Origin of the sequence: Paenibacillus sp. 23TSA30-6 (assembly GCF_014858585.1) — a bacterium.
Taxonomy (GTDB): Bacteria; Bacillota; Bacilli; order Paenibacillales; family Paenibacillaceae; genus Paenibacillus.
Genome location: NZ_SLTL01000055.1, coordinates 1 through 15,038, shown reverse-complemented (window position 1 = coordinate 15,038; position 15,038 = coordinate 1). Strand labels below are relative to the sequence as shown.

The following is a 15,038-nucleotide window of genomic DNA, read 5'->3' as shown; positions in this document are numbered from 1 at the left end:
TTTAAGAATCTACTGAAACAAGCTTGACTATGAACCTATTTCTATACGGCGTTACCCATCCAATAGAGCGAAGAGCCGTTTTAAAATACCACTGCTCACGGTACAGATGTCCTTGCAGTGCTGTCAATATAGTCCACTACTCGGCGCAGAGATAGGTTGTAATCGTTGACAGAATAAATGTCGCTTATGACTGTTTCCCCTTTGTTTTGCTGAATGAGGCACTCCAACAAAAAAACACCGCTTATCATCTCTTTGCAGTTTGCAATAAGTTCTTCCTGCGATTCGCCCAAGGTAGGTGCGTCTATTTTAAATGGCGCAATGCCCTCCTTTGATGCAGGCTGTGAAAGTATTTGTGAATAAGGTTCCCTCTGCTTGTTTGAAAACTCCATATAAATGGAGCCGCATCTGTAGATAATGGAAAGGCATTAAGCGAGGGACTAACATTTTCACCGTTGAAAAACACACTTGAAGATGTTAGAAATTGGCTGGATTCTAGAACAGACATTGAGATTACAAACCTATCAACAGGACTTAACCAAGAAAAAGAAGCTAAAATTATACACGCTTGGAAACAAACTTCTCATACTAAATGAATTTATACTATTGAATCTAAAACATCTCATACTAACGTCACATAAGATCACACAGGGTTAATTCAATAAAGGGGGGCTTTAGTACAAAAAGAGCTTGTATCTAAGTGATACAAGCTCTTGTCTATTTATGTATTCTTACGCAAAATAAGTTTTAAAAATGGTGCAATATAAATTACAAATTGACAACTACGATTTTATCAGTCTACTACACATGTATCAATAGAGTACACTCTATTGATACATAATTGAACTAATTAACTGAATAATTGCAGAAATGAGATGATACTGTATGAAAATTGCGAGAGGTAGAGAATTGCTTACACCAGAACAGCGGCAGGCCCTTATGCAAATTCCTGAAGATGAGTGGGTGCTAGGAACCAACTACACTTTTTCCAAACGAGATTTAGAAATTATAAATAAACGAAGGAGAGAAGAAAACCGTTTAGGGTTCGCCGTTCAATTAGTCGTTCTTCGGTATCCCGGATTCATTCATACATTATATATCGAAACAAATCGGTTCCAGTCCATCTTCGCTTAGTCTTTATCCTCAAAGAGAAAATACACTTTGGGATCATTTGAAAGAAATTCGAAGTGAATACGACTTTGTAACTTTTACTCTAAAAGAATATCGAATGATATTTAAACATCTTCATCAATTAGCTTTGGAAATTGGGGATGCCATTCATCTACTACATGAATGTATCGACTTTCTAAGAAAAAACAAAATCATACTGCCTGCCATCACTACAATAGAGAGAATGGTGTGGGAAGCGAGGGCAATGGCTGAAAAGAAACTGTTTAATACGGTTAATCAATCTCTAACAAGTGAGCAAAAAGAAAAGCTTGAAGAGATCATTACCTCTCAGCATCCATCAGAATCCAATAAAACAATATTAGGTTGGTTAAAAGAACCACCGGGTCATCCTTCACCCGAAACATTTCTAAAAGTAATAGAACGACTCGAATACATACGAGGTATGGAATTAGAAACGGTACAAATTAGTCATTTGCATCGCAATCGTCTGTTACAGCTATCTCGCTTAGGTTCAAGATATGAGCCTTATGCATTTCGTGACTTTCAAGAAAATAAACGATATTCGATATTAACCGTCTATTTATTACATCTTACTCAGGAGTTAACGGATAAAGCTTTTGAAATTCATGACAGACAAATACTCAGTCTGTTATCAAAAGGCCGTAAGGCTCAAGAAGAAATTCAGAAACAAAACGGTAAAAAGCTGAATGAAAAGGTTATACACTTTACGAACATCGGACAAGCTTTAATCAAAGCAAAAGAGGAAAAATTAGACGTATTTGAGGTTTTAGAATCCGTTATTGAATGGAATTCTTTTGTCTCTTCGGTGGAAGAAGCTCAGGAGCTTGCACGTCCTGCCGACTATGATTATTTAGACTTACTGCAAAAACGATTTTATTCACTTAGAAAATATACGCCAACGCTATTAAGGGTATTGGAATTTCATTCTACAAAGGCAAATGAATCACTTATACAAGCTGTAGAGATCATCCGAGGAATGAACGAATCTGGAAAGCGAAAAGTACCTGATGACTCACCCGTGGACTTTATCTCAAAGCGTTGGAAAAAACACTTATATGAGGATGACGGTACAATCAATCGTCATTATTATGAAATGGCCGTCTTAACAGAACTAAGGGAACATGTTCGGGCTGGTGATGTATCCATTGTGGGCAGTAGACAATATAGAGATTTTGAGGAATATTTGTTTTCAGAGGATACATGGAATCAAACGAAGGGAAATACGAGGTTATCAGTTAGTTTATCATTCGGAGACTATATGACAGAGAGAAACAGCAGCCTTAATGAAAGATTAAAGTGGTTATCTGCAAATTTCAACAAGTTAGATGGAGTTTCTCTTGAAAAAGGAAAGTTATCAATTTCACGCTTAGAAAAAGATGTTCCAGAAGAAGCAAAAAAATTTAGTGCAAGTCTTTATCAGATGCTCCCAAGAATAAAATTAACCGATTTACTCATGGATATTGCTTATTTAACAGGATTTCATGAGCAATTCACTCATGCTTCCAATAATCGAAAGCCAGATAAAGAAGAAACGACCATTATCATGGCTGCCCTTTTAGGAATGGGAATGAATATTGGATTGAGTAAGATGGCTGAAGCAACACCCGGACTTACATATAAGCAACTAGCCAATGTGTCTCAATGGCGCATGTATGAAGACGCAATGAATAAAGCCCAAGCTGTATTAGTAAATTTTCATCACAAATTACAATTGTCTTCCTATTGGGGAGACGGCACAACATCTTCGTCAGATGGAATGAGAATGCAGTTAGGGGTTTCATCTCTACATGCAGATGCAAACCCACATTACGGAACCGGAAAAGGAGCCACTATCTATCGATTTACGAGTGATCAATTCTCTTCTTACTACACCAAGATTATTCATACTAATTCAAGGGATGCAATTCATGTATTGGATGGTTTATTACACCATGAGACGGATCTAAACATAGAAGAACATTATACAGACACAGCTGGTTATACAGACCAAATTTTCGGATTGACCCATTTATTAGGATTTAAATTTGCTCCAAGGATAAGGGATCTATCGGACTCAAAATTATTTACAATAGATAAAGCGAGTGAGTATCCAAAACTTGAAGCTATTTTACGTGGACAAATAAATACAAAAGTCATTGAAGAAAATTATGAGGATATTTTGCGATTAGCCCATTCAATAAGAGAAGGAACAATCTCCGCGTCCCTTATTATGGGGAAATTAGGTTCTTACTCTAGACAAAACAGCTTAGCTACAGCCTTACGCGAAATGGGGAGAATAGAAAAAACGATTTTTATTCTTAATTACATTTCGGATGAATCTCTAAGAAGAAAAATACAAAGAGGATTGAATAAAGGAGAAGCCATGAATGGACTGGCAAGAGCTATTTTCTTCGGAAAACAAGGAGAGCTTAGGGAACGAACCATACAGCATCTGCTTCAAAGAGCTAGTGCTTTAAATATAATTATAAATGCCATCAGTATCTGGAATACTCTACATCTAACAAAAGCAGTTGAATATCAAAAGCGGACAGGTAGTTTTAATGAAGACTTATTGCACCATATGTCACCTTTAGGCTGGGAACATATTAATTTGCTAGGAGAATACCATTTTAATTCGGAGAAAGTGATCTCATTAGATTCTTTAAGACCACTGAAACTTTCTTAACGTTGTTAAAAATGGGAGAATCGTCAGGAAAATAGGCTTAGCGTTGTAAATCCGCATTTTCCTGACGGTACCCCTTTACTAGGTTATACCATTTTTATGGAAATGTATATATAGATTTATATAAAAAATGTTAAAAAAATCAACAATCTTACACGTATTCAACATAATTAAATAGGTTATGGTCTTACGGATATTCGTTATGTTCCATGTCAACTGTGATACGCACCCAGCTGTGGATACACATCACAGCCTCCAGATCGGCTAAAGTTAAGAAAATATACTGCTGCTTCCCCAATGCCGCCTCCTCTTTTCTACCCGAACTAGGTAACAATTGTTTTTTCTTGATAGCAACTGTAACTTTTATGATAGGAAAAATATTATTAAACGCTTACAATTCAAAGAGAAGAAGATATTTTATTCAAAAGTTGAGAAAGCGCACATTTAAATCCGTATGCTATTCGCATGATCCGTGTTTCATAGCAAAAAGCGGCCCATGATGCAATAAACTGAAACTGTCAATATATCGTTACGCACACTTATCAAACGATTTCGGGAGCGATGCTATCTTTGTTTTTTCATTTGCTAAAGTAGTACCTTAATAAGGTAAACGTTGCGATATTCCATCTGTACGAAAAGGCAACATGATTATGAATAGTTATGTGTGCGTTTTTTTGAAATTTACAACAAAAGGAGTCTACCAAAATGAATTTGTATTTAGAGATCCCGGAGCTTGATAGACATTTTCCTTTCCGGAGTTTTATTAATAAAGGCGACGTACTTTGCTATCCCCATTGGCATAAAGAAATTGAAATTATCTATGTTACTCAGGGAACCTTGGATCTGGGGATTAACGATAATTCGATACGCATGAAACAAGGTGAAGTTCAATTTATAAATGGTGGTGATGTTCATTATTTCTTGGCTTCTCCCGACAGCAAACGGGTGGTTATTCAATTTGATTTGAGCTTTTTTCAAGAGATATCCACATTAAGCGATCAGAAGCGTCCTCTAAGAGATATATTTACAGAGATGGAGCAATCAAGCTGGAACTGGCCAGAAGAAACAGCAGCTAAAATGCTCCCGCTGATTCAAAGCATTTATGATGAGAACGCCAACTGCAAAGAAGGTTGTGCCTATATGATCAAAGCCAAACTGTTTGAGATGTTGACTCTTATTTTGCGGGAAGTGCCGAGAAGTACGAAGCCTAGACTTCGCGAAATCTCTGAAAGTACCTTAATACAATCCAAGGACATGCTTTGTAAACTGGAACGTATTTTTGAATATGTGGAATGCCATTATCATGAAACCATTTCGCTGAAGAATGTAGCTGAATATATGGGTTTCAGTCCCTATTATTTCGCCAGACTATTTAAGAAGAATACGGGGATGACCTTTGTAGCCTTTTTGCATGAATATAGACTGAATAAGGCCAAATGGATTTTGCTGAATGAAGACAATCCAATTACTGAGGTCGCAGAGGCTGCAGGTTTCAGGAGCGTGAAGACGTTTCATCATTTCTTTAAGGAAGCGACAGGAACATCACCATTGAAATACCGCAGGGCAATATTCGGGAATAAAACGGCAAGAAATGAGGAAGAAAGTTTTTCATGAGAAATGTATGATAGAGCTATCCAACTAAAATTTTATCGTGCAGTAACCCATCTGCAATCGATTTTGATCCGTGAGCAACCGCTTTTTATGTGGTGCGCTTAAATCAGGAGTGAAAGGAAAATGAAAATGGATAATCGGATATATAATGTAGTCATTATCGGTTATGGAGGCATGGGAAGCTACCATGTTCAATTGATCGAACCTATTCAGCAGCTTGCTGTTGGTGGTGTATATGATATTGTTGATTACCGGATGGAACTCGCTGCGGCTGCTGGCTATAAAACCTACGCCAGTCTGGATGCCGTTCTCGCCGATCAGGCCGTCGATATTGTTTTGATAGCAACGCCTAATGATGTTCATAAAGAAATCGCGATTCAGGCACTGCAAGCTGGAAAACATGTCATTTGCGAAAAGCCGGTTACGATAACGAGCGCGGATTTCTTGGATATTGTCGAGGTAGCGAAGAAAGAAAACCGCTTGTTTACGGTACATCAGAACCGACGATGGGATGAAGACTTTCGGATTATCAAAGATATGATTGGCAAGAAGACCGTGGGCGAGCTTTTCCAGCTAGAATCGCGGGTTCAGGGGGCTAACGGCATTCCAGGTGACTGGCGGCAACTGAAGGCGTACGGTGGAGGAATGCTGCTGGATTGGGGAGTCCATCTGTTGGATCAGCTGCTTCAGATTACGGACAGCCAAATCGAAAGCGTAACTGCTACCCTCAGCTATATTTTGGGAACTGAAGTGGATGACGGCTTTACCAGCTTTATTGAGTTCAAGGACGGCCTGACAGCAGTTATTGAAGTGGGCACAACCAATTACGTAAAACTGCCGCGTTGGTATATTAAAGGAACCGAAGGAACCGCAGTGATCAGGGATTGGGACTTGAGCGGAGAGATCGTTACCCGGAATCCGGATGTTGCTCATGTGGAACCAAAACCAATTCAAGCAGGTCAAGGATTGACAAAAACGATGGCGCCGCCGTCTGAGGAATCCACCCTTAAGTTCCCGATTGAAAAAATACCTGTTGCAGCGGAAAGCTTTTACGAAAATTTTGTCTCCACCATCGAAGGAAAAGCGGAGCTTGCGATCAAGAGTGAAGAAGTGCATCGTGTCCTGGTGCTGATTGAGACGATTTTTGAGGCGGCTGCAACTAAAAGCGTGATTCGAAGAACTATTTAAATCAGCTCTATTTTTCGACTCGCCTAAGACAGACTTTTAATAGGATCTTATATTTTGAGAACCTTTGAAAAACATTGAATCTTAAAGTTTCTCATAGGTTCTGGAATCAAATGAAATAATGATTAGACTCAACCCCCTTTTTCCTCAAATCGAGGGCAAAGGGGATTATTTTCTTAATTTTTCTATCTGCCCCACATATAGTCGGCAGGGATTAAACATGCTACATAATTTCACGTCTTGAACAAGATCTTAGTGTTATATTTTTCATCATCCAAAAACTATTTAAGATTTCATCTTATACGGATTAGAAAATGGATGGACTGGAGAAAACATTATAAATTTCCAAGACGGACTCGAGATTATTAGTAAGATGGGATATGATGTTTCATGGCTTAAACCATAGAACAAACAGGGAAAATTCTATAAAGTAACGTTCGCTAACGGAAAACGATAGTTCAAAAATCTGCTGAAGTCGTCTAGGTCCAACTCTTTTAAGCATTCAACAATCGTTATCAAACAAGATTACAGCCAATAGAGTAACTGAATCCATTAAGTGTTCATCCGTTAGGCGACAGCTTCTAGAATGATTAACGAATAACGAGAGATGACATAACACATGTCCTCTCAAGAGAGGAAAAAGCTTGTCTGTCTATGGGGCACGCTGTTTGGGATTGACAGAGGTATGGCTGCATGAGAAAATGTACGCGCGTACATAAAATGATCGGAGGTGGGCAATATCGTTTCGCGCAAGGAAGTAGCAGAACTCGCCGGCGTGTCTGAAGCGACGGTGTCTCGGGTACTGAACGCGGCTGGTCCCATCAAAGAAGATACGCGGAGAAGGGTCCTCGACGCCGCCAATCAGCTTGGATATGTTCCCAGTGCGCTGGCCCGCAACTTTGCCCGAAGCAAGAGCGGCCATCTTGGTGTGGTTATGCCTTATGTACCGAAGGCGCACCTGTTCTCAGCCTATTTTTTCTCCGAGATGCTGAGCGGCATTGGAAGTAAGGCCAGGGACAGCGGGCTCGATCTGCTACTATTGTTCCGAAAGCCGGGGGAAGGGATGGATTACAGCGGTCTTTTCCGGCAGCAAAAGGTCGATAGCTGTATCATCCTGGGAGCCAGGGATGACCACGATGAGTTGGAAGCTCTGAAGAGACTTCAGGAAGAAGGGCGTCCGTTCTGCGTCATGAATCATCATTTTGAAGGACAGTCGTTCTGTGAAGTGGATGCAGACCATGTGGAGGGAAGCCGGGCGGCTGTAAGTCACCTCATTGAGCAGGGGTACAAGCGGATTGCCTTTCTCAACGGCCCGGATATCTATTCCAACAGTACTGAACGATTGAAGGGGTACCACACCGCGCTTCAGGAGGCCCGTATTGAATATGATCACGAGCTGCTTCTGCAGGGTAATTACAGTCGTCGAAGCGGGCTCGAAGCGTCGGCTACAATCGCAGGCAGGCTGAATGATATTGATGCGGTATTTGCAGCGAACGACCGGATGGCCATCGGGGTGATGCAGGGTCTGCGCGAGCGCGGATTGGGAGTTGACCAGTTCCCGGCGTTTGTGGGCTATGACGATTCGGATGCGGCCGAGATGGCCGTTCCGCCGCTAAGCAGTGTCCGCGTTCCTTTTTATGAGATGGGGGAGCTTGCGGCCTCGAAGCTTATACCGGATTCTCTGGACCTCATTCCAGCCCTGGAACTGACCGGTTGCGCCTCGATAAGACAGCTTCTGTCCACGGAGCTGATTATCAGGGGGTCTTCCATTCGTCAATAACCGCATTCGTCAACAATCTGTTGGAACTCAGACCCATAAGGAGGATAACGACATGTCTAATCGTCTTCGTATCGGAATGGTTGGCTACAAATTTATGGGCAAGGCTCACAGCAACGCTTACCGTAGTCTACCCATGTTCTTCCCAGATGCCCCGCTGCAGCCGGAGATGTCCGTCATCTGTGGACGCAACGAACAGGCAGTTCAGGCAGCTGCCCGCCAGTTCGGCTGGACCGAGAGTGTTACCGATTGGCGTGATCTGGTGAAACGTAACGATATTGATCTCATTGACATCAACGCCCCGAGTAATGCCCATAAGGAAATTGTCGTTGAGGCTGCCCTCCATGGGAAGCATCTGTTCTGTGAGAAACCGCTTGCACTCTCGCTGGCGGATTCCCGTGACATGCTGCAGGCAGCAGAGGAAGCAGGTGTCAGACATATGATCGGCTTCAACTACCGCTTTTCTCCGGCTGTCCAGCTGACGAAGCAGCTAGTCGAGAGCGGTCGCCTGGGCAAAATCTATCATTTCCGTGCCTTTTTCCTTCAGGACTGGATCATGGACCCGTCCTTCCCGCTGGTGTGGCGTCTGCAAAAGGAAGTGGCCGGTTCTGGCTCTCATGGTGATCTTGGCGCCCATCTGATTGATCTCGCCCGGTTCTTGGTCGGCGAGTTCCATGAAGTGGTCGGTATGAGCGAGACGTTCATCAAGCAGCGCCCGCTGGCTTCGGAGATGACCGGATTGAGCGCCAAGGGCAGCGCCAGGACGAATGCGCCGATGGGAGAAGTGACGGTCGATGATGCCACGCTGTTTCTGGCACGATTCGCCGGAGGTGCGCTGGGCAGCTTCGAGGCCACACGGTTTGCGGCCGGACACCGGAGCACCAATTCATTCGAGATCAACGGTAGTCTGGGCAGTGTGCGGTTTGACTTTGAACGGATGAACGAACTGGAAGTATATTTCACGCAAGATGAGGAGGACGTTCAGGGCTTCCGCCGCGTGCTCGCCACCGATCCGGCACACAAGTACTCTGAGGCCTGGTGGCCTGCGGGACATACGATCGGATTCGAGCATACCTTCACACACGAGATGCTTGAGCTGGTGAGTGCCATCTCCGGGGGACGGCAGCCTGTGCCGAACTTCCACGATGGGGTCGCTTGTCAGGCCGTGCTTGAAGCGGTGGAACGATCCATAGAGGAACGCCGCTGGGTATCCATTGAAGAAATGTAATATAACATCACATTCCGAAAGGTGAGTGGATTACAGATGAGCAAGGCACTGATTGTATGGGGCGGATGGGACGGACATGAGCCGGAGCAGGTGGCAACCATTTTTGAACGCATTCTGAAGGAAGAGCGGTTCGAGGTGGAGGTGTCTAATACCCTTGAAGCCTACCAGGATGCGGAGAAACTGCTTGACCTGGACCTGATCGTTCCAATGTGGACCATGGGACAGATTGAGCAGGAACTGGTCAATCATGTCTCAGCAGCGGTTCAAAGTGGCGTTGGTCTGACAGGCTGCCATGGCGGCATGTGTGATGCCTTCCGGAACAATGTGGACTGGCAGTTCATGACAGGCGGGCAATGGGTTGCACATCCCGGCAATGACGGGGTGGAGTATATGGTGAACATGAAGCGCGGCTCCAGCCCGCTGCTGGAGCATATTGAGGATTTTCAGATCAAAAGCGAGCAGTACTACCTCCACGTTGACCCGGCGGTTGAAGTGCTGGCAACCACACGCTTCCCGGTCATACCGGGACCGCATTCGGCCAATGGGCCGGTGGATATGCCCATTGTATGGACGAAGCGCTGGGGGAACGGCCGCGTCTTCTACAATTCGCTGGGACATCACGCGGATATCATAGATATGCCTCAAGTGACCGAGATGATGCGCAGCGGATTCCTGTGGGCTGCGGGAGGCAAACAGGCGGCGGCCGCCCGGTGTAGCTCCCTTGGAGAGGCTTATACGGGCATGGCAGATAGCCAGCAGCGGTAGCGTGGACAGGATCCCTCTGGCAAAGATTTTGACGACCTGTAACCTCGTGGTTGGAAAGAGACTGAGTGCAGAAAGGCAACGACAAGACGGACGCATAAGCTCGTTAAGTCGTATTTACTCGTGCAACGATGTCCTGATTGACATCGAATTGCAGGTTCTCTTTAGATTGATATATTGGTGATTTGTTAATTTCTTGAATTGAGCAATCTGAATGAAATTCAATGAAGTCGTGCTTGTTCACAAGCCCCATTTAGGCGACAGAATGGTATCGAATGCAGAAGGAAATGCCATAATCCATTTATTCTTGAAGGTGAAGGGAGTCCAGGCATGAACAAAATGAAAATAGGCATTATCGGATGTGGTAAAATCAGCGGAATTTATATGGAAAATTGCCATCGCTTCGACATTCTGGAGCTGTCCGCAGTAGCGGATCTGGACCAAGGCCGGGCAGAGGAGCAGGCTGTAGCATACAACGTTCCGAACGTATATTCGATAGATGAGATTCTGGCTGACCCAGAGATCGAACTTATCATTAATTTGACCATTCCCGCCGTTCACGCCGACATATGTCTCAGAGCCCTTGAGGCAGGCAAGCATGTTTATGTGGAGAAGCCACTTGCGGTCACCCGTGAGCAGGGCCAGGCTGTCTTGGAGCTTGCTCATCAAAAGGGACTGCTTGTCGGCTGCGCACCGGAGACCTTCTTCGGCTCCGGCATACAGACGTCATTGAAGCTGATTGAGGACGGGGTCATTGGCAGTCCGGTAGCAGCTACGGCCTTCATGATGAGCCGTGGACATGAACATTGGCATCCCGATCCTGAATTTTATTATGCGATCGGCGGCGGCCCAATGTTTGATATGGGGCCCTATTATTTGACGGCTCTGGTGCAATTGCTGGGTCCGATTGCCACCATCTCCGGCATGACAAGCAAGGCGATGGACCAGCGAACGATTACGAGCGAGAAAAAGAGAGGCCAGACCATCCCGGTTGACATTCCGACCCATGTAGCCGGATTGCTGCGCTTCGAGCAGGGGGCTGTCGGCACGTTGATTACCAGCTTTGACATCTTTGGTGGAAGCACTCTGCCACCGATCGAGGTATATGGTACTCATGGCACGCTGCAGGTGCCTGACCCGAACACGTTCGGAGGGCCGGTTCGCTACAGGCTGCTGGGTGAGCAGAAGTGGACAGAGGTCCCGCTGCTGCCGGGCTACCAGGAGAACACTCGGGGCATCGGTGTTGCCGATATGGCCTACGCTGTCCGCAGCGGACGGCCTCACCGCGCCAGCGGTGAACTGGCCTACCATGTGCTGGAGGCGATGTGGGCGTTCCATGATTCCTCCGATGAGCAGACGTTCTATCCGATGCAGAGCACGTGCATGCGCCCGGCGGCTTTGCCGGAAAACCTACCCTTGTATACGTTGGATGCTTAATGTCAGCCTGATGCTGCATCCGCAGCTAGTATGGTTGATACTGATAACAGCAAACCCGATTATACACAGGATAAACCAAGCAGGGCAGAGAAGGCTTTCCCGCCGCCCAGAGCGATTCCAACGTTACCCATAACGCGTGCCGGTATTCAACCGGCGCGTTGGCTGAGTTTGGCTTGAAATCGTTGGTAGTTGTAAAAATAGATATACTCCTCCACCGCTTGTTCAATTTCTGCTTCTGACTTACACTGGTGGAGGTACGACTTCTCAGTTTTGAGATGCGAAAAGAAAGATTCAATGCAGGCGTTATCCAGACAGGTAGCTTTGCGAGAGTGACTGCCCTTGACGCTGAATTCTTCAAGTCGTGTGTTGTACGCTTGAGACGTATACTGGAAGCCTTGATCCAAATGGAGCACAGCTCCAGATACGTCTCTTTTTCGTGTCCACTGTTCAACTGGCTCTAGGGATTCCAGCAATGACTAATAGACGTGTTACGCTGTGCTGGCCGCGTATCTCCTTGATTATTTGATAGTTGTCCTGCGGACGGGGGGCGACCTCCTGGACCAGATTGGGATACCGCTTTTTTAGATAATCCACCTGTGCCTTCAAGTAATCCCGTTCTTCCTCCACACTGGCGAATCTTGTACGTGGACGCCCTTTGAGGAGCTGCTGAGTCCTTTACGTGTGTCGTAGGCCTCGCCAGCCTTGTACTTCTTCACCCACTCCTGAAGTTGAGTTTTGCTCCAAATTCCCAATCGTGTTGAAACAAATGAATTTTTCAAATAAACAATTATTGAATTTTATTCTTGTCCAAAAAAAAGGGATAGTTCGCAATTGGCTTAAATTTTTATAGGGAAGTTCAATTTTAGATAGACGGATAACCAGAACCAGGTATATTGAAGATACCTGTCCGTTTCAAAAGAGTATTTGGTCTATAAATTTAATTAGATGCTTGATGTATGGATGCATGTGGAGAGAAAAGGAAGGAATAGCTTTTCTACTTTTTAGTTTACTTCTTAGGCATCTAATGATAAAATACAGAATGAACGTTCAGTATTCATGAAAGAGAAGTGGATGGAATGAACAAAAAGCAGCTTCAAACCGAGCAAACCAAACGCAGGCTTGCCGAGGCTTCCAAAGCGCTGTTTGCCCAGAAGGGATACAAGGCAACCTCGATCGAGGACATCGTGGCGGCAACGGGCAGCAGCAAGGGCAACATCTATTATCATTTCAAAAGCAAAGAGGGGCTCTTCCTCTATCTGATTGATGAATGGAATCGGGAATGGGAAGAGAGCTGGGCATCCAATGAGCATTTGTACCAAACCTGCACCGAAAAAATATACGGGCTAATGGAACAGCTTGTGTTGGACGATATGAATCACCCGCTAACGAAAGCGGCGGATGAGTTTTTTACAGGGGAGAAGAAGGAAAACGATATTGAGGAACGGATCGACCAGATTCTGAAGCATCACATCCAATTTAACCGGCAACTGGTACAGCAAGGAATCGAAAACGGGGAATTCAAGGCGGATCACGCGGCTCGGCTCGCCATTATACTGGAAAGCACTATTATCGGTCTGAGCCAGCTGTCACGCGAGCTGGAGCCGGAGGAGGCGCTTACGCTCTATCGCCAGGCGGCTGACGTGTTCCTGCACGGCATCTCTCGAGGGGTAAAGTAAGCTCAAGCCTGAGGGATGGTTGCCGGTAAAAGACGTATTTTGAAGAAACATGGAGGAAGTAATCATGGCATTGCTAATACGTAACAGGGGCGCATTGCTGCTGTTGATGTTTAATATTTTTCTAGTATTTACGGGCATCGGCTTGGTAGTACCTATTATGCCGGCCTACATGGATTTGTTGCACATTACGGGCACGACGGTAGGCCTGCTGGTGGCGGCGTTCTCGTTCACCCAGTTCCTGTTCTCACCGCTCGCGGGCCGATGGTCCGATGCGTGGGGACGAAAAAAGATAATTGTCATCGGTATGCTATTTTTCGCCGTATCTGAATTTATGTTCGGCGCCGTAAATGCACCTGTCCTGCTGTTTGCGGCTCGAATGCTTGGGGGTATCGGCGCGGCGATGATCTTCCCGGCGGTGATGGCGTATACGGCCGACATTACGTCCGAAGAGGAGCGCGGCAAGGGCATGGGACTTATTAATGCCGCCATTACGACCGGATTCATTATCGGACCGGGAATCGGCGGATATATCGCCGAATACGGCATCCGCGTACCATTCTATGCGGCAGGTATTGCCGGATTGCTTGCAGCCATCATCACGCTAATCATATTGCCGGAGTCTACTCGCCTAACCGGACAGCAGGACGTTATCGCTGCAGCGGGCGCGGCGAGGGCGAAAAGCCCGGGGCTGGTTACCCAATTGCTCCGCTCCTACCGTGAGCCGTATTTCTTCAGCCTGATCATCGTTTTTGTCATGGCCTTCGGACTTGCTAATTATGAAACAGTGTTCTCGTTGTTCGTCGATCACAAATTTGGTTTTACAACCCGGGATATTGCATTTATCATTACGTTTGGCTCCATTGCGGGCGCGGTTGTGCAGGTTTCCTTGATCGGCTGGCTGTTGAACCGCTTTGGTGAGAAGAAGGTTATCTCGGTATGCCTGTTCTTCGTTGCGTTGTTCATCTTGTTGACGTTGTTCGTCCACACGTATTGGCTCATTTTCGTCGTGACTTTCATCGTATTTCTAAGCATGGATATTTTGCGCCCAGCCGTCAGCACGAATATGTCGAAGCTGGCCCAGGACCAGCAGGGCTTCGTGGCAGGCCTGAACTCAGCATATACCAGCCTTGGAAATATCGCAGGCCCGATCGTAGCCGGGGCGCTGTTTGACATGAACATCAATTATCCATACGTTTCTGCCGCAGTCGTGCTTGGCCTCTGCTTCCTTCTGTCCCTTCGGGGAACGAGGCCGGTGGGCCAGCTCAAGGCGGAAATGTAATCATGGAAGGAAAAGCGAAGTAAAGACATTGAGCAAATCGAAGAAGGTCGGAACCGGCAAAAAAGGCTGAAATCCCTGGCAAGCCCGTGCCAACCGGCCAAGGCGGCCGGGCAATGAACAAACGGCTTCGGCTTTGGAACAAACTACTATTCAAAAAGCAAAGAGATCTGACCTTAAAAGCGGGCAGATCTTTTTGGCTCTTCGCTCTATTGGATGGGTAACGCCGTATAGAAATAGGTTCATAGTCAAGCTTGTTTCAGTAGATTCTTAAA

10 protein-coding genes and 1 pseudogene are annotated in these 15,038 nt (G+C 45.5%); 10 read left to right on the top strand and 1 reads right to left on the bottom strand.

What is annotated here, in order from left to right; genetic code table 11:
* Positions 1–452: 452 nt before the first annotated feature.
* The 8 genes and pseudogenes from E0698_RS25490 (at position 453) to E0698_RS25455 (ending at position 11,811) form a co-directional block, all read left to right on the top strand.
* Positions 453–593, top strand: a complete 141-nt coding sequence (locus E0698_RS25490; RefSeq protein ID WP_192513341.1) for a hypothetical protein — start codon at positions 453–455, stop codon at positions 591–593.
* 289 nt (positions 594–882) lie between these two features.
* Positions 883–3,814: pseudogene (locus E0698_RS25485) on the top strand (Tn3 family transposase).
* Positions 3,815–4,516: 702 nt separating this feature from the next.
* A complete protein-coding gene (locus E0698_RS25480; protein WP_192513340.1) occupies positions 4,517–5,425 on the top strand; it encodes an AraC family transcriptional regulator in 909 nt (302 codons plus the stop codon).
* A gap of 120 nt (positions 5,426–5,545) precedes the next feature.
* Positions 5,546–6,610, top strand: a complete 1,065-nt coding sequence (locus E0698_RS25475) for a Gfo/Idh/MocA family protein (protein WP_134914054.1) — start codon at positions 5,546–5,548, stop codon at positions 6,608–6,610.
* 727 nt (positions 6,611–7,337) lie between these two features.
* Positions 7,338–8,387 (top strand): LacI family DNA-binding transcriptional regulator, encoded by a 1,050-nt coding sequence (locus E0698_RS25470; RefSeq protein ID WP_134914056.1) that lies wholly within the window; start codon positions 7,338–7,340, stop codon positions 8,385–8,387.
* Between the two features lie 52 nt (positions 8,388–8,439).
* Positions 8,440–9,612, top strand: a complete 1,173-nt coding sequence (locus E0698_RS25465) for a Gfo/Idh/MocA family protein (RefSeq protein ID WP_192513339.1) — start codon at positions 8,440–8,442, stop codon at positions 9,610–9,612.
* 36 nt (positions 9,613–9,648) lie between these two features.
* On the top strand, positions 9,649–10,377 hold the full coding sequence (locus E0698_RS25460; RefSeq protein WP_192513338.1) for a ThuA domain-containing protein: 729 nt from the start codon (positions 9,649–9,651) through the stop codon (positions 10,375–10,377).
* Between the two features lie 327 nt (positions 10,378–10,704).
* Positions 10,705–11,811 carry a Gfo/Idh/MocA family protein gene (locus tag E0698_RS25455; RefSeq protein WP_192513337.1) on the top strand — a complete coding sequence of 369 codons (1,107 nt, stop codon included), beginning with the start codon at positions 10,705–10,707 and terminating at the stop codon, positions 11,809–11,811.
* Positions 11,812–11,957: 146 nt separating this feature from the next.
* On the opposite strand, the gene E0698_RS25450 is transcribed toward E0698_RS25455, so the two are convergent.
* On the bottom strand, positions 11,958–12,284 hold the full coding sequence (locus E0698_RS25450) for an IS3 family transposase (RefSeq protein ID WP_192513336.1): 327 nt from the start codon (positions 12,282–12,284) through the stop codon (positions 11,958–11,960).
* Positions 12,285–12,887: 603 nt separating this feature from the next.
* On the opposite strand from E0698_RS25450, the gene E0698_RS25445 reads away from it, so the two are divergent.
* A complete protein-coding gene (locus E0698_RS25445; RefSeq protein WP_134914065.1) occupies positions 12,888–13,487 on the top strand; it encodes a TetR/AcrR family transcriptional regulator in 600 nt (199 codons plus the stop codon).
* A gap of 64 nt (positions 13,488–13,551) precedes the next feature.
* Complete coding sequence (locus tag E0698_RS25440; RefSeq protein WP_192513335.1) at positions 13,552–14,766, top strand: MFS transporter; 1,215 nt, start codon at positions 13,552–13,554, stop codon at positions 14,764–14,766.
* Positions 14,767–15,038 lie beyond the last annotated feature (272 nt).

What these genes read in the sequence shown, in the direction of transcription:
- E0698_RS25480 (WP_192513340.1), top strand. Translation starts at nt 4,517, where the DNA reads ATGAATTTGTATTTAGAGATCCCGGAGCTTGATAGACATTTTCCTTTC.
- E0698_RS25475 (WP_134914054.1), top strand. Translation starts at nt 5,546, where the DNA reads ATGAAAATGGATAATCGGATATATAATGTAGTCATTATCGGTTATGGA.
- E0698_RS25465 (WP_192513339.1), top strand. Translation starts at nt 8,440, where the DNA reads ATGTCTAATCGTCTTCGTATCGGAATGGTTGGCTACAAATTTATGGGC.
- E0698_RS25460 (WP_192513338.1), top strand. Translation starts at nt 9,649, where the DNA reads ATGAGCAAGGCACTGATTGTATGGGGCGGATGGGACGGACATGAGCCG.
- E0698_RS25455 (WP_192513337.1), top strand. Translation starts at nt 10,705, where the DNA reads ATGAACAAAATGAAAATAGGCATTATCGGATGTGGTAAAATCAGCGGA.
- E0698_RS25445 (WP_134914065.1), top strand. Translation starts at nt 12,888, where the DNA reads ATGAACAAAAAGCAGCTTCAAACCGAGCAAACCAAACGCAGGCTTGCC.
- E0698_RS25440 (WP_192513335.1), top strand. Translation starts at nt 13,552, where the DNA reads ATGGCATTGCTAATACGTAACAGGGGCGCATTGCTGCTGTTGATGTTT.